Origin of the sequence: Dermacoccus abyssi (assembly GCF_003515945.1) — a bacterium.
In the GTDB taxonomy this organism is placed as follows: domain Bacteria; phylum Actinomycetota; class Actinomycetes; order Actinomycetales; family Dermatophilaceae; genus Dermacoccus; species Dermacoccus abyssi.
The window spans coordinates 109,157-131,923 of record NZ_QWLM01000002.1 but is presented as its reverse complement, the minus strand read 5'-3'; the positions used below and the strand labels follow the sequence as shown (position 1 = coordinate 131,923).

Below are 22,767 nucleotides of genomic sequence, written 5' to 3'. Positions count from 1 at the left end.
CCATGGCGATGACCGCAACGGTCAAGGACGAGCTCAGCCGGGTCGTCGTCACGACGAACGCGACGCGCAAGGCCGAGGTGGCCGCGATGCTGCGTTTCGCAGGGGGATTGCACCTCGTCGGCGGCCGCGTGAGCGTCGAGGCGGAGCTCGACACGGGGGTTGCCGCGCGACGCCTGCGCACCGCCATCACCGAGCTTTACGGCCACTCGAGCGAACTCGTCGTCATGCGCCCGGGTGGCCTTCGTCGCTCCACGTCCTACGTCGTGCGTGTTCCGAAGGCCGAGCTCGCCGTTCAGGCGGGTCTCGTCGACGCCAAGGGACGTCCTGTACGCGGGCTTCCCCCGAAGATCGTCAACGGCACCGTCGACGACGCCGCCGCCGCGTGGCGCGGAGCCTTCATCGTTCACGGATCGCTCACCGAACCCGGACGTTCGTCGTCGATGGAGATCACGTGCCCCGGCTCCGAGGTGGCTCTCGCCCTCGTCGGAGCGGCCCGCCGCCTCGGCATCGCCGCGAAGGCACGTGAGGTGCGTGGGGTCGACCGCGTCGTCATCCGTGACGGGGAGGCCATCGGGGCCATGCTCACGCACATGGGCGCCACGGACGCGCGCCTCGTGTGGGAGGAGCGCCGTATGCGCCGAGAGGTGCGTGCCACCGCCAACCGCCTCGCGAACTTCGACGATGCCAACCTGCGCCGTTCGGCCCGCGCGGCCGTCGCGGCCGGTTCGCGCGTTGCTCGCGCCATGGAAATCCTCGGCGACGAGGTGCCCGGTCACCTGCGTCAGGCCGGTGAACTGCGCATCGAGCACAAGCAGGCCAGCCTCGAGGAGCTGGGCGCTCTCGCCGACCCGCCCATGACGAAGGACGCGGTTGCCGGGCGCATCCGTCGTCTGCTCGCCATGGCCGACAAGCGCGCGGCGGAACTCGGCATTCCCGGCACCGAGGCCAACCTCACGCCGGACATGCTCGAGGACGACTGACCCTCGCCACACTTCGCCGACGCCCACCGCACGCCCGCGGTGGGCGTCGATCTGTGCTCGACGAAGCCCCCACACGGGCCCACCGTGCGGCTCTGCGGGTCTCATGCACTGGCCGGTAACCTTCCACCGCTTCGCCACGCGTGGGGCCCCTTGTCATAGGGTGGACGTGTGAAAGACCGCGTGCCCGCCAGCGGGTACGCGAGCACTCGATTCCTAGGGAAGGGCAGGGTCCAAAAGTGACCGTCCGCGTTGGTATCAATGGCTTTGGCCGCATCGGCCGCAACTTCTTCCGCGCCGTCAAGGCGTCGGGCGCAGATGTCGAGATCGTGGCGGTGAACGACCTCACCGACAACAAGACGCTGGCCCACCTGCTCAAGTACGACTCGATCCTCGGCCGCTTCGACGGCGACGTCACCTTCGACGACACCTCCATCACGGTCGACGGCGCCAAGATCGCCGCCTTCGCCGAGAAGACCCGGCCAAGCTCGACTGGGCGTCCGTCGGCGCCGACATCGTCGTCGAGTCCACCGGCTTCTTCACCGAGGCCGAGGCTGCCAAGGCCCACCTGGCCGGCGGCGCGAAGAAGGTCATCATCTCCGCCCCGGCGAAGAACGAGGACATCACCATCGTCATGGGCGTCAACGACGACCTGTACGACCCGGAGAAGCACACGATCATCTCCAACGCGTCGTGCACGACGAACTGCCTCGCCCCGATGGCCAAGGCCCTCAACGACGGCCTCGGCATCGAGAAGGGCCTCATGACGACGGTTCACGCCTACACGGGTGACCAGCGCCTTCACGACGCGCCGCACAAGGACGCACGCCGCGCCCGCGCCGCCGCCATCAACATCGTTCCCACGTCGACGGGTGCGGCCAAGGCCGTCTCTCTCGTCCTGCCGGAGCTCAAGGGCAAGCTCGACGGTTACGCGCTGCGCGTGCCTGTTCCCACGGGTTCGGCCACGGACCTGACGTTCACCGCCTCCCGCGAGACGACCGTCGAAGAGGTCAACGAGATCGTCAAGAAGGCCGCTTCCGAGGGCCCGCTCAAGGACGTCCTCAACTACTCCGAGGCCGACCTCGTCTCCACCGACATCGTCACCGACCCGGCGTCCTGCATCTTCGACTCCGGTCTGACGAAGGTCATCGGCAACCAGGTCAAGGTCGTCGGCTGGTACGACAACGAGTGGGGTTACTCCAACCGCCTCGTCGACCTCACCGCCCTCGTGGGCTCCAAGCTCTGAGGCGTCGATGAAGTCGATCTCCGACCTCGGTGATCTGAGGGGCAAGAAGGTTCTGCTGCGCAGTGACCTCAACGTGCCGCTCGATGGTTCCCGGATCACGGACGACGGCCGTGTGCGCGCGTCCGTCCCCACGATCCAGGAGCTGACGAAGGCAGGCGCCCGCGTCGTTGTCGTGGCCCACCTCGGCCGTCCCAAGGGTGAGCCGGAGGCGAAGTACTCGCTCGAGCCGGTCGTCTCCCGTCTGTCGGAGTTGCTCGGTCAGGACGTGAAGTTCGCCTCCGACACCGTCGGCGAGTCGGCCCGTGAGGTCGTGGAGTCCCTCGGTGACGGCGACGTCGCCCTGCTCGAGAACCTGCGTTTCAACGCGGGGGAGACGAGCAAGGACGACGCCGAGCGCCGCGAGTTCGCCCAGCAGCTGGCCGATCTCGCCGACGTCTTCGTCTCCGACGGCTTCGGTGTCGTGCACCGCAAGCAGGCGTCCGTGTACGACGTCGCCGAACTCCTGCCGTCGGCCATGGGTGGTCTCGTGCAGGCCGAGGTCAACGTGTTGCAGCGCCTCACGGACGAGCCGCAGCGTCCCTACGCCGTCGTGCTCGGCGGCGCCAAGGTCGCTGACAAGCTCGCCGTCATCGAGAACCTCATGAAGACCGCGGACCGTCTCCTCATCGGTGGCGGCATGGTCTTCACCTTCCTCAAGGCCGAAGGCCACGAGGTCGGCAAGAGCCTTCTCGACGACGAGCAGCTCGAGACCGTCAAGGGCTACATCGCCAAGGCCAAGGAGGCCGGCGTCGAGATCGTCCTGCCGGTCGATGTCGTCGTGGCGCCCGAGTTCGCTGCCGACAAGGGCAGCGAGGTCGTCGCGGTCGACGCCATCCCGGCCGACCAGATGGGTCTCGACATCGGCCCCGAGTCCGCGAAGCTCTACGCGTCGAAGCTCACCGACTGCAAGACGGTGTTCTGGAACGGCCCGATGGGCGCATTCGAGATGGAGCCGTTCGCCGCGGGCACGAAGGCCGTCGCCCAGGCGCTCGTCGAAGCCACCGAGAACGGTGCTCTCACCGTGGTCGGTGGCGGCGACTCGGCCGCCGCAGTGCGTCAGCTGGGCTTCGCCGACGAGCAGTTCGGTCACATCTCCACCGGCGGAGGCGCCAGCCTCGAGTACCTCGAGGGCAAGAACCTGCCCGGCATCGAGGTGCTCGGCTGACGCCGACGTCCCGCACGTCACGAGCCCCGCTTCCGTCGTCCGGCGGGAGCGGGGCTCGTTCTCGTTCCATCACCTCGAACCTTCAAGGGAAAGGGGAGCCTCATGGCTTCGACCACCACCCGCACGCCGCTCATGGCGGGCAACTGGAAGATGAATCTCGACCACCTGCAGGGCACGCACCTCGTGCAGAAGCTCACGTGGACCCTCGAGGACAAGCGCCACGACTTCGCCGACGTTGAGGTGGCCGTGCTGCCGCCGTTCACCGACCTGCGTTCGGTGCAGACGCTCGTCGACGGCGACAAGCTGAAGCTCGTCTACGGCGCCCAGGACCTCTCGCAGCACGACGAGGGCGCCTACACCGGTGAGGTCTCAGGTGCGTTCCTCGCAAAGCTCGGCTGCACGTACGTGTGCGTCGGCCACAGCGAGCGTCGCGAGTACCACCACGAGACGGACGAGATCGTGCGCGCCAAGGTCGAGGCAGCCTATCGCCACGGCGTGACGCCGATCCTGTGCGTCGGCGAGCCGCTCGAGGTCCGCAAGGCCGGTCAGCACGTCGAGCACACGGTCGCTCAGCTCGAGGCGGCCGTCGCCGGTCTCTCGCGGGAGCAGGCGGAGAGCCTCGTCGTGGCGTACGAGCCCGTGTGGGCCATCGGTACGGGTGAGGTCGCCACGCCGGCGGACGCGCAGGAGGTCTGCGGCGCGCTGCGCGAGGCCCTCGCCCGCGTGTTCGACGGCGATGTCGCCGCGAAGGTCCGCGTTCTCTACGGCGGTTCGGTGAAACCCGGCAACGTCGCGGAAATCATGGCCGGTGACGACGTCGACGGCGCCCTTGTCGGTGGTGCGTCGCTCGTCGTCGACGACTTCGCCGGCATTTGCCGTTACAAGGAGCACGCCGGGCAGTGATCCTGCGCGTCGCACGCCGGACCCACCGGCCACCGAGGTCGTGCCGCTCGGCGCGCGTCGGGGGCTGACATGGGCACGGTGTCCGACGCGATAGGCTTGGGCGAATTGTGCGGGCGTCAGCTCGCGTCGTCGTGAGGTGAGATTTCTACGTGGACATTCTGAAGATCGCTCTGCAGGTTCTGCTCGTGCTGAGCAGTCTGTTCCTGACCATGCTCATCCTCATGCACAAGGGCAGTGGCGGCGGACTCTCCGACATGTTCGGTGGTGGCTCCGGAGCCACGATGGGTGGCTCCTCGATGGCCGAACGCAACCTCAACCGCATCACGGTCGGCGCGGCCGGCCTCTGGTTCGCGGCCATCATCGGACTCGGTCTCGTCGAGCGGTTCAACTGACACCTCGTCGCGAGCCGAACACAGGCTTCGACATTGAAAGAGCCCCTCACCGGCAGCGGTGAGGGGCTCTTTCGTCGTTCCAGGGAAGGGCTTCGGGGTTCGCTCAGCCGGCGGCGGCCTCGTCGAGCCACCACACCGTGGCGACCTGCCCGTGGACTCCACAAGCCGGATGAGCCACCCGGTCGTCGGAGCCGGACGCTGCACGTACGGCATCCCGTTTGTCCTCGCCTGCGACCATGAGCCAGACCTCACGGGCGCTGTTCAAGGTGGGGAACGTCATCGTGATGCGCTCGGGCGGCGGCTTGGGGGAGTTCGTCACCGAGGCGACGCTCACGGCGTCGGCGCGCGTCTGCTCGTGACCGGGGAACAACGACGCGACGTGCGTGTCGGGCCCCATCCCGAGCATGACGACGTCGAACGCGGGAACCTCGCCCTGGAGGAGCGCGTCACCGAACGCTTCGTCGAGCTCGGCGGCATAGGCAGAGGCACCCGCGGCAACGTCCCCGGCGGCTGCCCCGTCGGAGGCCGCCATGACGTGGACCCCGGCAGGGGCCACGGTGAGGTTGTCGAGAAGGGCATCGCGCGCCTGCGTGACATTCCGCTCGCCGTCGCCCTCGGGCAGGAATCGCTCGTCACCCCACCACAGGTGGAGCGAGGCCCACGGCACCTCGTTCGGCGAGCGTCCGAGCGCTTCGAGAAACGCCGTGCCCATCGACCCGCCGGTGAGGACGACGTGCGCCACACCGCGCTTCTCGACGGCCTCGGTGACGACGGCGAGGAAGCGCTCGGCGACGGCGTCGGCGAGTGTCGCCTTGTCGGGGCGTACCCGACGCTCGACGTCACTCATCGTGTTCGTCGTCCGCGACGATCTTGGGCAGCCCTCGCACGAGTGCGTCCCGGTAGATCTCGTCCTTGTCGAGACGACGCAGTTCTTCCGCCAACGACGCGACGGCGTCGGGACGGGGAAGCGCCATCTGACGATCCGGCTGATCGGGCTGACGAAGGATCGCTTGCTCGCCGTCCCGGATCAGCGAGATGGCGCCGCTCTCGCGGTGGAGCTCGACGGCCACGAGGCCGCGCCCGGGTTCGGTCAGCTCGCGCTGCACCGGGCACCCCAGCTCGACCGACAGCCAGCCACCGAGGAGGTCGGAGGACGCGGAGTCGGACGCGCCCTTGACGACGATGCGCTGCACCGGCTCGTACGGCGGCAGGTCGAGCGCGCCGGCGAGCAGCCCGCGCCAGCGCGTCGTGCGTGCCCACGCCATGTCGGTGTCACCGGCCGTGTAGTACATCGCCCGGCGCAGGATCTCGCCGCGCGGGTCGTCGGACAGGGAGACGTCCGTGATCCGACGCTGCGCCATCCGACCGATCTGCGTCTCGCCGATGTTCTCGTCGGCCTGCATCGGCCACCACGCGACCACAGGGGAGTCCGGCAGGAGCAGCGGAGTGATCGCCGCCGCACCGTGCTCGGCCAACTCACCGCGCAGCCCGAGGACGATGATCTCGCTCGCGCCCGCATCCCCGCCGAGGCGGATCTGGGCGTTGAGGTCGTCGTCGCCCGCATCGGGTTCGTCGACGACGGCGATGATGCGGCTCGGGTGCAGACGCGTGGCCTCCGAGGCCACCCGCAGCGACTCGTCCACGTGCTCACGCGGGCTGACGACAACGAGGGTCATCACGCGACCCAACGTCATCGAACCGACCTCGTTGCGAAGCTGCACGAGCTTCTTCGAGATGTCGGCGCTCGAGGTCTTCTCCAGGTCGACGATCACGGCATTCTCCAGACTCGTCCGTCGCGGGCCATCATGTCGTCCGAGGTACGCGGACCCCACGTGCCCGACTCGTACTGCTCGGGCTGGCACTCCTGCTCGGCCCAGAACTGCTCGATCGGGTCGAGGATGCGCCAGGACAGCTCGACCTCCTCGTGCCGGGGGAAGAGCGGCGGATCGCCGAGAAGCACATCGAGGATGAGACGTTCGTAGGCCTCAGGGCTCGAATCGGTGAAGGCCGACCCGTAACCGAAGTCCATCGTCACGTCGCGCACCTCGAAGGAGTTCGAACCCGGCACCTTGGAGCCGAAGCGCATCGTGACGCCCTCGTCCGGCTGAACACGGATGACGACGGCGTTGCGGCCGAGCTCCTCGGTCTGGTTGGCGTCGAAGGGCGTCGCAGCGTTCTTGAACACCACGGCGATTTCCGTGACGCGCTTGCCGAGACGCTTGCCCGTACGCAGGTAGAACGGCACCCCGGCCCAGCGACGGGTGTTGATACCGAGCTTCACGGCCGCGTACGTCTCCGTCTGCGACTGCGGGTCGATGCCCTCCTCGGCGAGGAAGCCGGGCACCTTCTGCGCGCCCTGCCAACCCTCGGCGTACTGTCCACGAGCCGTCGCCGCGGCGAGGTCGCCCGGCAGCTTCACCGCGGCGAGCACCTTCTCCTTCTCCGCCCGCAGATCCTTCGCGTCGAAGGAGAGCGGCTGCTCCATCGCCGTGAGGGCGAGAAGCTGCAGGAGGTGGTTCTGGATGACGTCGCGTGCTGCGCCGATGCCGTCGTAGTACCCCGCGCGACCACCGATGCCGATATCCTCGGCCATGGTGATCTGCACGTGGTCGACGTGGTTCGCGTTCCAGATCGGCTCGAACATCTCGTTGGCGAAACGGAACGCCAGGATGTTCTGCACCGTCTCTTTGCCGAGGTAGTGATCGATGCGGAAGATCGAGTCGGCCGGGAAGACGCCCTCGACGATGTCGTTGAGTTCGCGTGCGCTCTCGAGGTCGTGCCCGAACGGCTTCTCGATGACGACGCGACGCCAGGCGTCACCCTTCGGCTCGGTGAGGCCGGCGGCTTCCAGCTGCTCGCACACCTGGGCGAACGAACCCGGTGGGATCGACAGGTAGAACGCCGCGTTGCCCTCAGTGCCGCGCGTCTGCTCGAGCTCCTTGAGCGTCGTCGCGAGAAACTCGAAGGCCTTGGGGTCGTCGAAGGTGCCGGGCACGAACCGGATGCCGTCGGCGAGGTTGGTCCAGACCTTCTCGTCGAACCCGGTGCGAGCACGCTCGCGCACGGCGTCCTTGACGATCTGCATGAAGTCCTGGTCCTCCCAGTCGCGTCGGGCGAACCCGACGAGGGAGAAGCCGGGCGGCAGCAGACCGCGGTGGAACAGGTCGTAGATCGCCGGCATGAGCTTCTTGCGTGCGAGGTCACCGGTGACTCCGAACAGCACGACGCTGCACGGTCCGGCGATGCGCGGAAGACGCTTGTCCAGGGGCGAACGCAGGGGGTTGTGGTCCTTGGTGATGTCGACCGGTGGCGTCACCGAGCGTCGCCTCCTGCAAGCTTTTCGAGGGCCGACGTGACCTGGGCCAAGCCGGCATCGTGCTCACGCAGGTGCAGGCGCAGGACCGGACGGTCGTGGTCGGCGAGGACTGCGGCGTCACCGCCGGCCTGAGCCGCGCAGAACTGGCCGAAGGTGAAGTCGCGACCCGGCACGGCCAGATCTTCCTTCGCCTCGGTCGTGATCTGCAGGTAGACACCGATCGCGGGCCCACCCTTGTGGTACTGGCCGGTCGAGTGGAGGAAACGGGGCCCCCAGCCGAAGGTGACCGGACGCTCGAGCGTGCGCTCCAGCGGAGCACGGACGTCGGCGAGCGACGCATCGCGCAACCGGTCGAGGTAGGCCATGATCGCCAGGTAGCCCCGCGGACCGAGCTGGTCGACGAGGGCCCTCAGCGCGTCGTCGAGCGTCGAGGCGTCACCGAGGAAGTCGGGCCCCTCGGCACGGACCTCGACGGCGCCTTCGGTGAAGGCCGGAGCCGCACCGGCGTCCATGCCCTTGTCGAGCAGGTCACGAGCGGCCGACTTCGCCGACTCGACATCCGGCTGGTCGAACGGGTTGATGCCGATGAGGCGGCCAGCGACGGCGGTCGCGACCTCCCACAGGAGCATCTGAGCCCCGAGCGAACCGGAGACCGTCGAGACGGCTTCACCCTCGGGGGCACGCTCGTCGTCCTCGGCCGTGAGGAGGACGAGGTTCTCGTCAGCGGCGAGTTCGTCGGGCTCGGAGTCACCGACGACGACCGGGAGCAGACCCTTGCCGTCCTTACCGGTGGACTCGGCGATGAGCTGCTCGGCCCAGTCGCCGAAGCCCTTGATCTGCGTACCGGCATCGGCGAGCAGGATCTTGTCGCGCAGCGGCTGCGTGCCACCGAGCACCGCGCCGAGACGCAGGCCGGGGTTGGCCTCGTCGTCCGCAGCGAGCAGGTCCGTGACCGACTCGGCCTCATCGAGGAGCGCCTCGATATCGGCGCCGGCCAGGCCGGACGGCACGAGACCGAACGCCGTGAGCGCCGAGTAGCGTCCGCCGACGTTGGGGTCGGCGTTGACGACCGTGAAGCCGCCCTCGCGCGAACTCTTGTCGAGCGGGGAACCCGGGTCGGTGACGATGACGATGCGCTCACGTGGGTCGATACCGGCGTCCTCGAACGCCTTCTCGTAGGCGCGGCGCTGGCTGTCGGTCTCCACGGTCGAACCCGACTTGGAGGAGACGACGACGACCGTGTGCTCGAGGTCCTCCGCGAGGGCGTCGCGCACCATGTCGGGCTGCGAGGAGTCGAGCACGACGAGCGGAACGCCCGCCGTCGCGCAGATGACCTCGGGAGCCAGGGACGAGCCGCCCATGCCGCACAGGACGACACGGTTGAGGCCGGCCTCGGCGAACTTCTCACGCAGAGCGGCGACCTCGCCGACGAGCGGGCGCGACGAACGCGCCAGCGTCACCCAGGACAGGCGCTTGGCGGATTCGGGCTCGGCCGCGGTGCCCCACAGCGTCGGGTCCTGGTCGAAGAGACGGCTTGCGAACTTCTCGGCAACGAGCGCCGGGACGGCAGCGTCGATCGCTGCCGTCCCGGCACCCACGGTGCCGAGGCTGACACCGGAGGAGGTCACTTGTTGTCGCCCGCCTTCTCCAGCTCGGAGCGGACGGAGCCGAGGAGCTCTTCCCAGGAGGCCTCGAACTTCTCGAGACCCTCGGTCTCGAGCTGCTCGACGACGTCGGCGTACGAGACGCCGACCTGCTCGAGGGCATCCATCGTGGCCTTGGCCTCGCCGTAGGAGCCGCTCACGCGGTCACCCGCGATCTCGCCGTGGTCGGCGAGCGCGTCGAGCGTCTTCGGCGGCATGGTGTTGACCGTGTTCGGCGCAGCGAGCTCGACGACGTACAGCGTGTCGGACAGGTTCGGGTCCTTGACGCCCGTGGAGGCCCAGAGCGGACGCTGCACGTGGGCGCCGTCGTCCGCGAGGGTCTGCCAACGCGGCGTGCCGAAGACCTCTTCGAACGCCTGGTAGGCAAGGCGGGCGTTCGCGATGCCCGCCTTGCTCTTGAGCTCCTTCGCGGCGTCGGAGCCGATGGCGTCGAGGCGCTTGTCGAACTCGGTGTCGACGCGGCTGACGAAGAACGAGGCGACCGAACGGATGGTCGACAGGTCCTTGCCGTTCTCGCGGGCCTGCTCGAGGCCCGTGAGGAAGGCGTTCATGACGCCGCGGTAGCGGTCGAGCGAGAAGATCAGCGTGACGTTGACGCTGATGCCCTCGGCGAGCGTGGCGCTGATCGCGGGCAGGCCCTCGACCGTGGCCGGGATCTTGATCATGCAGTTGGGGCGGTCGATCGTCTCCCACAGCTGCTTGGCCATCTTGATCGTGCCGTCGGTGTCTCGCGCCATGCGCGGGTCGACCTCGATCGAGACGCGGCCGTCCTCGCCGTTCGTGGCGTCGTACACCGGGCGCAGGATGTCGCACGCGGAGATGACGTCCTCGGTGGTGATGGTGAAGACGGCCTCGTCGACACCCTTGCCGGACGCGGCGAGCTCGGCGACCTGCTCGTTGTAGGCCGAGCCGTTCGACAGCGCCGAGGCGAAGATGGTCGGGTTCGAGGTCACACCGACGACGTTCTTCGTCTCGACGAGCGTCTTGAGCTCGTCACCGGTGACCATCGGACGGTTGAGGTCGTCGAGCCAGATCGAGACGCCGACGTCGGAGAGGGCCTGGGTGTTCGTGTTCTGAGTCATGGAAGTACTCACTTTCCTTCGACTGCTGCGATGGAGGCTTCAGCGGCTTCGACAACGTTCTCGGGCGTGAAGCCGAACTCCTTGAAGAGGGTCTTGGCGTCGGCCGAGGCACCGTAGTGGTCGATACCGACGACACGACCGTGCGTGCCGACGATGTCGTACCAGCTCATCGGGTGCCCCGCCTCGACGGCGACGCGGGCCGTGACGTTCTTCGGCAGGACGCTCTCCTTGTAGGCGTCGTCCTGCTCGTCGAACCACTCACGGCACGGCATCGAGACCACACGGGTGGCAACACCCTTGGCCTCGAGTTCCTTCCGGGCCGCGACGGCGAGGCCGAGCTCGGAGCCCGTGGCCACGAGGATGACCTTGGGCTCGCCCTCGGAGTCGGCGAGGACGTAACCGCCCTTGGCCACGCCGTCGGCCGACGCGTACTCGGAGCGGTCCAGCGTCGGCATCTCCTGACGGCTCAGGATGAGGCCGGTCGGGCGGTCGGTGGTCTCGAGAATCTTCTTCCACGCCTGCGCCGTCTCGTTCGCGTCGCCCGGACGGACGACGGCGAGGTTCGGGATGGCGCGCAGCGCGGTGAGGTGCTCGATCGGCTGGTGCGTCGGGCCGTCCTCGCCTACACCGACGGAGTCGTGCGTCCACACGAAGATCGACGGGAGCTGCTGGATGGCTGCGAGACGCACCGCGGGGCGCATGTAGTCGGAGAACACGAGGAACGTGCCGCCGTAGGCGCGCGTGAGGCCCTCGAGCTCGATGCCGTTGAGGATCATGCCCATGGCGTTCTCACGGATGCCGAAGTGCAGCGTGCGGCCGTACGGGTTACCCGTCCACGTGTCCGTCGAGCGGTCCGAGGGGATGAACGACGGCTGGTTGTCCATCGTCGTGTTGTTCGATCCGGCGAGGTCGGCGCTTCCGCCCCACAGCTCGGGCACGACATCGGCGAGGGCATTGAGCACCTTGCCGGAGGCAGCGCGGGTGGCGATGCCCTTCTCGTCGGCGTCGAACACCGGCAGGGACTCGGCGAGGTTGTCCGGAAGCTTCTTCGCGACGACGCGCTCGAGCAGCGCTGCGGCGTCGGCGTTGGCCGACTTCCACGCGTCGAACTTCTCCTGCCAGGCGGCGTGCGCCCTCTGGCCACGCTCGACGGCCTTGCGGGTGTGCGCGATGACCTCGTCGTCGACCTGGAAGGTCTGTTCCGGGTCGAAGCCAAGCAGCTTCTTCGTGGCGGCGATCTCCTCGTCACCGAGGGCCGAACCGTGGGCCTTGCCGGAGTTCTGCTTAGTCGGAGCCGGGTAGGCGATGATCGTGCGCAGCACGACGATGGACGGCTTGTCCGTCACCTTCTTGCCGGCCTCGATCGCCTCGAAGAGGGCGTCGACGTCCTCGGTGTAGGGGCCGTTCCTGGCCGAGCCACGCCAGTCGACGATGCGCACGTCCCAGCCGTAGGCCTCGTAGCGCTTCGCGACGTCCTCGGAGAAGGAGACGTTCGTGTCGTCCTCGATCGAGATGTAGTTCTCGTCGTAGATGAGGGTGAGGTTGCCGAGCTCCTGGTGGCCGGCAAGCGAACTGGCCTCGGAGGCGACGCCCTCCATGATGTCGCCGTCGGAGGCGATGATGTAGACGTGGTGGTCGAAGGGCGACTCGCCGGCCGGCGCCTTCGGGTCGTACAGGCCCCGCTGACGACGCTGTGCCATGGCCATACCGACGGCGGAGGACAGGCCGGAACCGAGCGGGCCGGTGGTGATGTCGACACCCTTGGTGTGGTGGACCTCCGGGTGACCCGGCGTCTTCGAGCCCCAGGTGCGAAGCGCCTTGAGGTCGTCGAGCTCGAGGCCGGAGCCCGAGAGGAAGAGCTGCGTGTACTGCGTCAGCGAGGAGTGGCCGCACGAGAGGACGAAACGGTCACGACCCATCCACTCGGTGTCGGACGGGTCGTAGGTCATGACGTTCTGGTAGAGCAGGTATGCGACGGGCGCGAGGCTCATGGCCGTACCCGGGTGACCGTTGCCGACCTTCTGAACGGCGTCGGCTGCCAGCAGGCGCGCGGTGTCGACCGCTCGCTGGTCGACGTCGGACCAGCCGACCATGTCGGCCTTGGGGGACGCGAGCGACTCGTCGCGCTGCCACGTGGTGGTGGGCTGTTCCGTCGTCACGGGGAATGCTCCTTCGCATCGGATTCGTTCTCGACCCCGACACTAGTCCTCTTCGAGGGGCGCAGTCACGCTGAGTAGACTGGCCCCAAGACGGGGTCTTGCCCGTCACCCCCGAGAGCATTCGTGAAGGACGTCGTGACAGCGCTCGAACCAGACACCGACACCTCGCGCCCTGATGGCGCCGCGGGTGGAAAGCGTCCCCTCAAGACGGTCATCGGTGACTACGTCTCGCTTACCAAGCCGCGCATCATCGAGCTTTTGCTCATCACGACCTTCCCGGTCATGTTTCTCGCGGAGCGCGGCATTCCGAACGCGTGGCTCATCATCGCCACCTTGATCGGTGGCACGCTTTCGGCGTCGTCGGCGAACGTGCTCAACTGCTACCTCGACCGTGACATCGACAAGCTCATGCACCGCACCGAGGGTCGCCCCCTCGTGACGGGTGCCATCTCGCCGCGCAACGCCTTGATCTTCGGCCTCGTGCTCGGTGTGGCCGCAACGCTGTGGCTCGGTCTGCTCGTCAATTGGCTCAGCTCGCTGCTGTCTCTCGCGGCGATCGCCCTGTACGTGGGCTTCTACACGGTCCTGCTCAAGCGCCGCACGTCGCAGAACATCGTCTGGGGCGGTGTCGCCGGCTGCATGCCCGTCTTCATCGGCTGGGCCGCCGTGACGGACTCGCTGTCCTGGGCCGCCGTCGTCCTGTTCCTCGTCGTCTTCTTCTGGACGCCGCCGCACTACTGGCCGCTGTCGATGCGCTTCAAGGACGACTACGCCAACGCCGGCGTGCCGATGCTGCCGGTCGTCGCCGAGGACCTCGCCGTCGGCAAGCAGATCGTCGCCTACTCGTGGGTGACCGTCCTGACGTCGTTCGCCCTCATCCCCATCGCACCGATGGGTTGGATCTACACGGCCATCGCCGTCATCTCGGGTGGCGTCTTCCTCTTCGAGGCTCACATGCTGCTCAAGCGTGCCAAGGAGGGTGCGCCGTACTCGGTGCTCAAGCCGATGCGCCTGTTCCACTACTCGATCAGCTACCTCACGCTGCTGTTCATCGGTGTGGCCCTCGACCCGCTGTGGTACTTCGCGGTGACCGGCTGAGTCGCTGTCCGCTTCGGCGGACAACGACGAAACGCCCGCCCTGCTTCGTGCAGGGCGGGCGTTCGCGTTTGTGTGTGCGAAGCGTCAGATGCGCTCGCGCAGTGAGCACATCGCCCACGTCATGTAGGTGACGAGCAGTGCCGCGCCGAACATGTGGACGAGCACGATGACCCAGGGCAGCCCGGTGAAGTACTGGACGTATCCGATAGCGCCCTGCGCGAACGTGACGACGAGGAGGCCCGTCCACATCTTCACGGACTGATGCGATGCCTTCGTCACCTTCTGCGCGAGGAGAACGGCGATGACGAGGCCGACGAAGAGCATGACGGCGTCCGCGTGCAGCCAGGAGACCGAACGCGGGTCGAATCCAGTGCGGGCCGGCGCGACGGCGTCACCCGAGTGCGGGCCCGAACCCGTGACGATCGTGCCCAGCACGAGAACGACGAAGGCGGCGGCCGTCGTCAGCCACGCGGTGATCTCGATGGGCCGCACGACGAGGAGGCGACGCTCGCCGTCGCCCTCGCGGCCGCGCCAGATGAGCCAGGCCGAAGCGGAGACGAGCAGCATCGAGATGAGGAAGTGCAGCGCCACGATGAAGGGGTTGAGCTCCATGTGCACCGTGATGCCACCGACGATCGCTTGCAGGGCGATGCCACCGAGCACACCCGCGACAGGGACGCGCAGCCCCTTGCGCTGAGGCGCCCACTTGATGATGCCGATGAGGAGAGCGAGTGCGACCACCAAGACGAGACCGGTCAGCGTGCGGTTCCCGAACTCGATGTACTTGTGGTAGCTCTGCTCCTGGTGCTTGACGGGCGTGAACGAGCCGGGCACGCACTGCGGCCAGGTGGGGCAGCCCAACCCGGAGCCTGTGAGGCGGACGAGACCACCCGTGACGACGATGCCGATCTCGACCGCGAGGTTGAGCCAGAACAGACGGCGTAGCCACGGGTGAACCGGTGCCTTGTCGGCTCGGACACCCTCGCGAGGCTCGGCCGGAGGTGGGACGAAAGCGGGGGAGGTGGTCACCTCTCCAGGGTAGTCGGACGCCGTCACGCCCCCGCCACCGGTCGGACGCGAGTGCGTCACATGCGCACCGGGAATGTGAACGAACGTTCAACGGTTGCCGCGAAAAGCGACGCTGTCGAACTCCGGGCGTCATCCTTACTGTCCGAACGTGCCCGACGGAAAGGATCGAAGTGTCCACTTCACCCGAAACCACCTCCGACGTCGTCATCGCGGGAGCGGGCATAGCCGGCCTCACCGCGGCGCTCACACTGAACGCCCAGGGCATCCGGCCCGTCATCCTCGAGAGCGCCCGCGAGACCAAGCCTCTCGGCGTCGGTATCAACCTTCAGCCGCCGGCCGTCGAGGTGTTGACGAGGCTGAGGTTGCGCGAGCGCCTGGAGAAGCTCGGCGTCCCGACGTCGTCGGCGCGCTACCTTGCCCGCGAGGGAACGCTGCTCGCCGAGCGCACCTTCTCGCCGGAAGAGCAGCAGATCGCTGTGCTCCGCGGCGAACTGCAGAACATGCTGCTCGACACCGTTCTGGAGCGCCTCGGATCCGACGCGGTGCGCACCGGTCAGCGCGTCGAGGGTTCGAGCTGAGCGACGGTGTCGTGAACGGCACAGTGACCGACCGTGACTCGAAACAGGCGGAGAAGGTCACAGCGCGCATCCTCCTCGCCGCTGACGGTGTCCACTCATCAGTGCGTCAGCAACTGCACCCCGACACGTCCTTCCACTGGGAGGGCACGCGCATGTTCCGCGGCACCGCAGTGCGGGAGCCATTCCTCGACGGCGCGACCATGACGCTCATCTACGGCGAGGAGGAGAAGCGTTTCCTCGTTTACCCGATCTCCCGCGACGTGGAGAACGAGGGTGAGGAACTCATCAACTGGGTGGCCATGGTGCCCGAGGCTGACTCCCGGACGATCTCGGTCGACGACACGAAGAACGAGCCGACCGACCCGAAGGACGTCGTCCCGACGTTCCGGGGCTGGGGATTCGACCTTGCTCGACATCGAAGGTCTCTTCGCCGAGTCGACCGACGTGTTGCGCTACCCGATGACGGATCGTGAGCCGCTGGATTCGTGGGGCGAAGGCGGCGTGACGTTCATGGGCGACGCCGGCCACCCGATGCACCCCATCGGTGCGAACGGGGGCTCACAGGCCATTCTCGACGGCCAGGCGATCGCCGAGCACCTCACCGGCGTCGACCTCAGGGACGGTGCGGCCGTGGACACCGCGCTGCGGGCCTACGAGGACGAGCGACGCCCCGTCACCAACGACGTGGTGATGGCCAACCGCAAGCTCAACAAGACCGAGCGCAGCATCGCGAACAAGACCCAGGACGAGCTCAAGGAGTTCGCCGAGTCGGGGGAGTTCGAAGAGATGCAGAAGAAGTACGCGAAGGGCGAGTTCGACGAGCTCTGATCCTTCAGGGTTCGACCCCAGGCGTAAGGCGCCTCACCGCGACGGTGGGGCGCCCGCGCTCTGTCCGAAGACAAGGGGCTCACGGCCGAGGCGGGTCAGTCGCTCCAGCGGAAGGCCTTCGTGGCCACGAACGTCAGGAGGGCGCCCCAGACCACGAGGACGAGCATCGGCACCACGGTGTTTCCCTGGCCGGTCAACGCGCCGCGCAGACCGTCACCCAGCGCGCCCGTCGGGAGGTACTTCATGACAGCTGCCCAGGCGTCGGGGTAGCGCGAGGTCGGCATGAGCAGGCCGCCGCCGACGGCGAACAGCACCCACAGAAGGTTCGCGACGACGAGAACGCCCTCGGCGCGAATCCGACCGGCCACCGTGAGGGCGAGGGCCACGAACACCCAGCACCCGAGAGCCAACAAGAGGACGGCCGGAAGAACACCGTCGATGCGCGGCTGCCAGCCCAGGGCGAAGCCGAGGCCACCGAGCACGATGGTCTGCACGAGAACAACACCGGCCACGGCGACAGCCTTGGCGATCATCAGACCGCGGCTGCCCAAGGGCGTCACGCCCAGCAGGCGCAGAACCCCGTAGCGACGATCGAAGCCCGTCGCGATCGCCTGGCCGGTGAATGCCGTCGAGACCACCGCGAGGGCCAGCACGCCGGGAACCGCGAGGTCGATGCGTCGTCCCGGCCCGAGGTCCGGCGTGGAGCTGAAGTGCAGCCCGAGCAACGCCATCGCCGGAAGCAGGATGGAGACCATGAGCTGCTCGCCGTGGGAGAGCAGCGTGCGCCCCTCGAAGAGTGCCTGTGCGCGAACCCGAGCCGGGGCGGGTGCGGCCGGATTCGCGTTTCGTTCCACGGCAGCGTTCACAGCGTTCCCTTCCCGGTGAGGTCGAAGTAGACGTCCTCGAGCGAACGGCCGTCCGTGACGTCCGCGAGGGAACCCTGCGCGACGCACCGGCCCTCGTTCATGACGACGACGTGGTCGGCGAGGCGCTCCGCCTCCTCGAACGAGTGGGTCGTGACGACAACACTCGCGCCGCGCTCCCGCTCGGCTTCGACGAGATCCCAGACGTCGCGGCGAGCGTGCGGATCGAGGCCGGCACTCGGTTCGTCGAGGAAGAGCACCTCGGGTCGTCCGATCATGGCGGCCGCGAGAGCCACGCGCTGGCGCTGACCGCCCGAGAGGCGCCGCACGGAGGTGCGGTTGAACGTGGGGATGTCGAGCGCACCGGCGAGTTCGTCAATGTCACGGGGCTCGGCGTAGAACGACGCGAGATGGCGAAGGAGCGCGAGGGGCTTCGTCCCCATTGGCAGGCCGCCGTCCTCCAGCATGACGCCCACACGCGCACGGTGGGCGGCGTCCGCGTTCCACGGCTCGGCTCCCAACACGCGGATGGAGCCGGAGGCCGGTCGGCGAAGTCCCTCGGCCATCTCGACGACGCTCGTCTTGCCCGCGCCGTTGCGCCCGAGAAGCGCCGTGATGGCTCCGGCCGGCGCGTGCCACGACAGGTCGCGCAATGCCTCCACACCGCCGTAAGCGTGCGACACACCGTCGACGACAACGGCGTGTTCGGCCGGTTCGGGTCGTTTCACTGCGGGCGACGGGGGATGAGGCACCGAAACAGCGTACTCGGGGGGCACACGGCGTCTCCCGGCGGTCGAAGTGAGGTGAACCTCAGTTTCGCGAGGGAATCGATTTACGCAACATGGGTGTTGTTAATTTCGATGGAGAGTCGACGTGGTTACGTCTACGAAGCGATCGAAGGAGGTGCGAGGCCATGACGCCGGAGCCTGTGAACCCAGGAGCCGCTGCGAGTCCTGCTGCACCCCAGAGTGTGCCGACGCGCGAACGCGTCCGGCTCGCCGTTTCCGAACACGGCCCTGTCACCGCCGCCGAACTCGGCGAGCGCATGGGCCTCACTCCGGCCGCCATGCGCCGTCACCTCGACGCACTCGTCGCGGACGGTCTCATCGCCGAGCGGGAGGCCCCGTCGTCCGGAGCCAAGCGCCGCGGCCGGCCGGCACGCGCCTACGTCCTCACCGACGCCGGCCACGCCGCCATGACGGCCGGGTACGACACGCTCGCCAACCAGGTTCTCGAGCACCTCGTGCGCGTCGGGGGAGACGAGGCCGTCGAGGCTGTCGCTCGTGAGCGCGCCCGTGAGATCGCCCACTCGGTCAAGCCCCTCGTGGACGCCGCCGGTGACGACCCTAACGCCCGCGCCCGCGCCCTGGCAGGCGCGTTGAGCAGCCAGGGCTTCGCAGCGTCGACACGCCCGGTGGCGCAGGGCACGCCGCTCGCGGGCGTCCAGTTGTGCCAGGGTCACTGCCCGGTACAGCATGTGGCGGCCAACCACCCCCAGTTCTGCGAAGCGGAAGCCGAGGTGTTCTCCGAGGTTCTCGGCGTCCACGTCCAGCGGCTCGCGTCGCTCGCGCACGGCGACCACGTGTGCACCACGTTCATCCCCACCATCACCACCGACCGAAACAATGCCGCCCCACATGAGGAGGAGCAGCGATGAGCACGATCGAGGAGCTCAACCCAGGTCTCGCCGACCTCGGCCGCTACGAGTACGGATGGGCGGACTCCGACACCGCCGGCGCATCCGCCAAGCGCGGCCTGTCGCCGGATGTCGTCACCGACATCTCGGACCGCAAGAGCGAGCCGGAGTGGATGAAGAAGCTTCGCCTGAAGTCGCTCAACCTCTTCGAGAAGAAGCCCATGCCGAACTGGGGCAGCGACCTCACGGGCATCGACTTCCAGAACATCAAGTACTTCGTGAAGTCCACGGAGAAGCAGGCCACCACGTGGGACGAGCTTCCCGAGGACATCAAGGCCACCTACGACAAGCTCGGCATCCCGGAGGCCGAGAAGCAGCGCCTCATCGCTGGTGTCGCCGCGCAGTACGAGTCGGAGGTCGTCTACCACCAGATCCGCGAGGACCTGGAGGAGAAGGGTGTCATCTTCGTCGACACCGACTCCGGTCTGCGTGAGCACGAGGACCTGTTCAAGGAGTACTTCGGCTCCGTCATCCCCGCCGGTGACAACAAGTTCGCCGCGCTCAACACGGCCGTGTGGTCGGGTGGCTCCTTCATCTACGTGCCGCCTGGCGTCCACGTCGACATCCCGCTGCAGGCCTACTTCCGTATCAACACGGAGAACATGGGCCAGTTCGAGCGCACGCTGATCATCGCCGACGAGGGCAGCTACGTTCACTACGTCGAGGGCTGCACCGCCCCCATCTACAAGACCGACTCCCTGCACTCGGCCGTCGTCGAGATCGTCGTCAAGAAGAACGCCCGCGTTCGCTACACGACGATCCAGAACTGGTCGAACAACGTCTACAACCTCGTGACGAAGCGCGCCACCTGCGAAGAGGGCGCCACGATGGAGTGGATCGACGGCAACATCGGCTCCAAGGTGACGATGAAGTACCCGGCCGTCTTCCTCATGGGCGAGCACGCCAAGGGCGAGACGCTGTCGATCGCGTTCGCGGGCGAGGGCCAGCACCAGGACGCCGGCGCCAAGATGGTCCACGCCGCGCCGAACACGAGCTCGACCATCGTGTCGAAGTCCGTGGCCCGTGGCGGCGGCCGTACCTCCTACCGCGGTCTCGTGCAGGTGCTCGAGGGCGCCGAGCACTCGAAGAGCTCCGTCGTCTGTGACGCCCTGCTCGTCGACCAGATCTCGCGTTCGGACACCTACCCCTACGTCGACGTCCGCGAGGACGACGTGCAGATGGGTCACGAGGCCACCGTCTCCAAGGTCTCCGAGGACCAACTGTTCTACCTGCGCAGCCGCGGCCTGAGCGAAGAGGAGGCCATGGCGATGATCGTGCGTGGCTTCGTCGAGCCCATCGCGCGTGAGCTGCCCATGGAGTACGCACTCGAACTCAACCGCCTCATCGAACTCCAGATGGAAGGAGCCGTCGGCTGATGACCGCCGTCACGCCAGAAATGGGCAAGGCAGACAAGGCCACTCTCGCGGGTGACCACAGCCACGGGGCCACGATCCCGGACCAGTCGCGCGCCGAGCGCCGCAAGTCCTTCGACCTGGGTGCCTTCGGTGTCCCGAGCGGCCGCGAGGAGGAGTGGCGTTTCACGCCCGTCGACCGCCTCTCGCCGCTGCTCGCCGAGAAGCAGACCGACCCCGGGGCCGTCACCGTCACCGTGACGGGCGAGGGCTTCGAGTCCGGCACGCTCGCCGAGGGTGAGGCTCCGCGCGGCACCGTGCTCGTGCCAAGCGACCGCGGTTCGGTTCTCGCGTCGTCCCTGACGCCGAACGCCGACCACGTCGTCATCCCGGCCGAGGCCGAGCTCGCCACACCGGTGCGCATCGCGGTCGACGGCAAGGGTGGCGACAAGCGGGCCAACGCTCACCTCGTCATCGAGGCCAAGCAGCACAGCAAGGCGCTCGTCATCCTCGAGCACACCGGCTCGGCCCAGGTCACGGCCAACGTCGAGATCGTCACCGGCGACGGCGCCGACCTCACGGTCGTCACCGTGCAGCGCTGGGAGGACGACGCTCTCCACCTCGCCGAGCACGACGCACTCGTCGGCCGTGACGCGCGCTACCGCCACATCGCGGTGACGCTCGGCGGCGGCATCGTGCGCATGAACTCGAATGTCCGCTACGCCGGGCCCGGGGGAGAGGCGACGCTCCTCGGCGTGTACTTCGCCGACTCCGGTCAGCACCTCGAACACCGCTCGTTCATCGACCACAACGCGCCGAACTGCACCTCCCTCGTCACCTACAAGGGTGCCCTGCAGGGTGAGACGGCCCGCACCGTCTGGGTGGGCGACGTGCTCATCCGCGCCGAGGCCGAGGGCATCGAGACCTACGAGCTCAACCGCAACCTCGTGCTCACCGACGGGGCCCGTGCCGACTCCGTGCCGAACCTCGAGATCGAGACCGGCGAGATCGAGGGTGCGGGTCACGCCTCCTCGACCGGCCGCTTCGACGACGAGCAGCTGTTCTACCTGCAGGCTCGTGGCATCCCCGAGGACGAGGCACGTCGTCTCGTCGTGCGCGGCTTCTTCGCCGACATCGTGAACAAGATCGGTGTCGCCGAGGTCGTCGAGCCCCTCATGGAGGCCATCGACGAGGAACTCGCCGCCACGGCCGCGCTCGTGGAGAGCGCAGGAGCCGAGGCATGAGCGACGCGAACGTCGAGTGGGTCAAGCTGGCGCAGCTGAGCGACATCGGTACGCCGGGTGCGATCAAGGTCGACATCGACGACCTGCAGATCTGCATCGCGCGCGACTCCGCCGGTGACGTTCACGCGCTCGACGACACGTGCTCGCACGCCGCAGTCTCCCTCTCCGAGGGCGAGGTGGAGGACGACGGCATCGAGTGCTGGCTGCACGGCTCGAAGTTCGCCTACGCCACCGGCGAGCCGATGAGCCTGCCGGCCACGCAGCCGGTCAACGTCTATCCGACCAAGCTCGAGGGCGACGACATCCTCGTCGGCATCCCCGCCTGAGCACCCCCGAAACTTTCCTGACAGAAGGACGAACAAGCATGTCAACGCTGGAAATCCGCGATCTTCACGTGACCGTCGAGACGGAGAACGGCACGAAGGAGATCCTCAAGGGCGTCAACCTGACGATCAACTCGGGCGAGACGCACGCCATCATGGGCCCCAACGGCTCCGGCAAGTCGACGCTGGCCTACTCCATCGCCGGCCACCCCAAGTACACGGTCACGTCGGGCACCGTCACGCTGGACGGTGAGGACGTCCTCGCGATGGAGGTCGACGAGCGCGCCCGTGCGGGCCTCTTCCTCGCCATGCAGTACCCCGTCGAGGTTCCGGGCGTCACCGTCTCGAACTTCCTGCGCACGGCCAAGACGGCCATCGACGGCGAAGCACCGAAGGTGCGCACGTGGGTCAAGGACGTCAAGGGCGCCATGAGCAACCTCAAGATGGACCCGGCCTTCGCCGAGCGCAACGTCAACGAGGGCTTCTCCGGCGGCGAGAAGAAGCGCCACGAGATTCTGCAGATGGAGCTTCTCAAGCCGAAGATGGCGATCCTCGACGAGACCGACTCCGGCCTCGACGTCGACGCGCTGCGCATCGTCTCCGAGGGCGTCAACCGCGCCAAGGACGAGACGAACTGCGGCGTCCTGCTCATCACGCACTACACGCGCATCCTGCGCTACATCAAGCCCGACCACGTCCACGTGTTCGTCAACGGCAAGGTGGCCGAGGAGGGTGGCCCCGAGCTGGCCGACCGCCTCGAGGCCGAGGGCTACGACCGCTACGTCAACGCCGCTGCGGAGGCGAAGGCCTGAT

Annotated in this window: 22 protein-coding genes and 1 pseudogene; 14 read left to right on the top strand and 9 right to left on the bottom strand. The window is 67.7% G+C overall.

Translation table 11 applies throughout. From position 1 onward, the window contains the following. Window positions 1-2: 2 nt before the first annotated feature. The 5 genes and pseudogenes from whiA (at window position 3) to secG (ending at window position 4,722) form a co-directional block, all read left to right on the top strand. Window positions 3-980 carry a DNA-binding protein WhiA gene (gene whiA / locus D1832_RS02265; RefSeq protein WP_118912433.1) on the top strand — a complete coding sequence of 326 codons (978 nt, stop codon included), beginning with the start codon at window positions 3-5 and terminating at the stop codon, window positions 978-980. A gap of 236 nt (window positions 981-1,216) precedes the next feature. After that, window positions 1,217-2,223, top strand: a pseudogene (gene gap / locus D1832_RS02260) (type I glyceraldehyde-3-phosphate dehydrogenase). Between the two features lie 7 nt (window positions 2,224-2,230). Beyond that, entirely contained in the window at window positions 2,231-3,427 is a 1,197-nt protein-coding gene (locus tag D1832_RS02255; protein ID WP_118912432.1) for a phosphoglycerate kinase, read from the top strand. 102 nt (window positions 3,428-3,529) lie between these two features. Next, window positions 3,530-4,330, top strand: coding sequence for a triose-phosphate isomerase (gene tpiA / locus D1832_RS02250; RefSeq protein ID WP_118912431.1), 801 nt, complete (start codon window positions 3,530-3,532; stop codon window positions 4,328-4,330). A 149-nt stretch (window positions 4,331-4,479) separates the two neighbouring features. Further along, window positions 4,480-4,722, top strand: a complete 243-nt coding sequence (secG, locus tag D1832_RS02245) for a preprotein translocase subunit SecG (protein ID WP_047312777.1) — start codon at window positions 4,480-4,482, stop codon at window positions 4,720-4,722. Between the two features lie 103 nt (window positions 4,723-4,825). Here secG and pgl read toward each other — a convergent pair whose 3' ends face one another. Genes pgl through tkt form a run of 6 tightly spaced genes read right to left on the bottom strand, consistent with a single transcriptional unit; the run spans window position 4,826 to window position 12,877 of the window. Next, a complete protein-coding gene (gene pgl / locus D1832_RS02240; RefSeq protein WP_118912430.1) occupies window positions 4,826-5,569 on the bottom strand; it encodes a 6-phosphogluconolactonase in 744 nt (247 codons plus the stop codon). Next, entirely contained in the window at window positions 5,562-6,494 is a 933-nt protein-coding gene (locus D1832_RS02235) for a glucose-6-phosphate dehydrogenase assembly protein OpcA (RefSeq protein ID WP_118912429.1), read from the bottom strand. The genes pgl and D1832_RS02235 overlap by 8 nt, the downstream gene beginning before the upstream one ends. Continuing rightward, window positions 6,491-8,038 carry a glucose-6-phosphate dehydrogenase gene (gene zwf, locus D1832_RS02230; protein WP_118912428.1) on the bottom strand — a complete coding sequence of 516 codons (1,548 nt, stop codon included), beginning with the start codon at window positions 8,036-8,038 and terminating at the stop codon, window positions 6,491-6,493. Before zwf ends, D1832_RS02235 begins: the two co-directional genes overlap by 4 nt. Beyond that, window positions 8,035-9,666, bottom strand: a complete 1,632-nt coding sequence (locus D1832_RS02225) for a glucose-6-phosphate isomerase (protein WP_118912427.1) — start codon at window positions 9,664-9,666, stop codon at window positions 8,035-8,037. The genes zwf and D1832_RS02225 overlap by 4 nt, the downstream gene beginning before the upstream one ends. Then, complete coding sequence (gene tal / locus D1832_RS02220; protein ID WP_118912426.1) at window positions 9,663-10,784, bottom strand: transaldolase; 1,122 nt, start codon at window positions 10,782-10,784, stop codon at window positions 9,663-9,665. The genes D1832_RS02225 and tal overlap by 4 nt, the downstream gene beginning before the upstream one ends. An 8-nt stretch (window positions 10,785-10,792) precedes the next feature. After that, window positions 10,793-12,877, bottom strand: coding sequence for a transketolase (gene tkt, locus D1832_RS02215; protein WP_241510832.1), 2,085 nt, complete (start codon window positions 12,875-12,877; stop codon window positions 10,793-10,795). Between the two features lie 201 nt (window positions 12,878-13,078). Here tkt and D1832_RS02210 point away from each other — a divergent pair, with 201 nt between their 5' ends. Further along, on the top strand, window positions 13,079-14,041 hold the full coding sequence (locus D1832_RS02210; RefSeq protein ID WP_274541945.1) for a heme o synthase: 963 nt from the start codon (window positions 13,079-13,081) through the stop codon (window positions 14,039-14,041). A gap of 84 nt (window positions 14,042-14,125) precedes the next feature. Here the strand turns inward: D1832_RS02210 and D1832_RS02205 are convergent, their stop codons facing one another. Further along, window positions 14,126-15,070: a COX15/CtaA family protein gene (locus D1832_RS02205; RefSeq protein ID WP_182434623.1), complete on the bottom strand. Its 945-nt coding sequence runs from the start codon at window positions 15,068-15,070 to the stop codon at window positions 14,126-14,128. Window positions 15,071-15,240: 170 nt separating this feature from the next. Here D1832_RS02205 and D1832_RS15990 point away from each other — a divergent pair, with 170 nt between their 5' ends. From D1832_RS15990 to D1832_RS15980, 3 genes are read left to right on the top strand one after another with little or no spacing between them, the layout of a single operon-like run. Further along, a complete protein-coding gene (locus D1832_RS15990) occupies window positions 15,241-15,648 on the top strand; it encodes an FAD-dependent monooxygenase (protein WP_182434622.1) in 408 nt (135 codons plus the stop codon). An 11-nt stretch (window positions 15,649-15,659) separates the two neighbouring features. Further along, on the top strand, window positions 15,660-16,121 hold the full coding sequence (locus D1832_RS15985; RefSeq protein ID WP_182434621.1) for an FAD-dependent monooxygenase: 462 nt from the start codon (window positions 15,660-15,662) through the stop codon (window positions 16,119-16,121). After that, window positions 16,054-16,476 (top strand): FAD-dependent monooxygenase, encoded by a 423-nt coding sequence (locus D1832_RS15980; RefSeq protein ID WP_182434620.1) that lies wholly within the window; start codon window positions 16,054-16,056, stop codon window positions 16,474-16,476. Before D1832_RS15985 ends, D1832_RS15980 begins: the two co-directional genes overlap by 68 nt. Window positions 16,477-16,571: 95 nt before the next feature. On the opposite strand, the gene D1832_RS02185 is transcribed toward D1832_RS15980, so the two are convergent. Continuing rightward, window positions 16,572-17,342: an ABC transporter permease gene (locus tag D1832_RS02185; protein WP_241510815.1), complete on the bottom strand. Its 771-nt coding sequence runs from the start codon at window positions 17,340-17,342 to the stop codon at window positions 16,572-16,574. Then, a complete protein-coding gene (locus tag D1832_RS02180; protein ID WP_241510814.1) occupies window positions 17,339-18,091 on the bottom strand; it encodes an ABC transporter ATP-binding protein in 753 nt (250 codons plus the stop codon). The genes D1832_RS02185 and D1832_RS02180 overlap by 4 nt, the downstream gene beginning before the upstream one ends. Before the next feature lie 161 nt (window positions 18,092-18,252). Between D1832_RS02180 and D1832_RS02175 the strand changes: the two genes are divergently transcribed. From D1832_RS02175 to sufC, 5 genes are read left to right on the top strand one after another with little or no spacing between them, the layout of a single operon-like run. Beyond that, entirely contained in the window at window positions 18,253-18,996 is a 744-nt protein-coding gene (locus tag D1832_RS02175; RefSeq protein WP_118912419.1) for a helix-turn-helix transcriptional regulator, read from the top strand. Then, complete coding sequence (gene sufB / locus D1832_RS02170; RefSeq protein WP_118912418.1) at window positions 18,993-20,411, top strand: Fe-S cluster assembly protein SufB; 1,419 nt, start codon at window positions 18,993-18,995, stop codon at window positions 20,409-20,411. Before D1832_RS02175 ends, sufB begins: the two co-directional genes overlap by 4 nt. Beyond that, the gene (sufD, locus tag D1832_RS02165) at window positions 20,411-21,631 is read left to right on the top strand and encodes a Fe-S cluster assembly protein SufD (protein WP_118912417.1); all 1,221 of its coding nucleotides are present in this window, start codon (window positions 20,411-20,413) and stop codon (window positions 21,629-21,631) included. Before sufB ends, sufD begins: the two co-directional genes overlap by 1 nt. Further along, window positions 21,628-21,957, top strand: coding sequence for a non-heme iron oxygenase ferredoxin subunit (locus D1832_RS02160; protein WP_047312787.1), 330 nt, complete (start codon window positions 21,628-21,630; stop codon window positions 21,955-21,957). The genes sufD and D1832_RS02160 overlap by 4 nt, the downstream gene beginning before the upstream one ends. A 38-nt stretch (window positions 21,958-21,995) precedes the next feature. Then, entirely contained in the window at window positions 21,996-22,766 is a 771-nt protein-coding gene (gene sufC, locus D1832_RS02155; RefSeq protein WP_118912416.1) for a Fe-S cluster assembly ATPase SufC, read from the top strand. Window position 22,767: the final 1 nt, after the last annotated feature.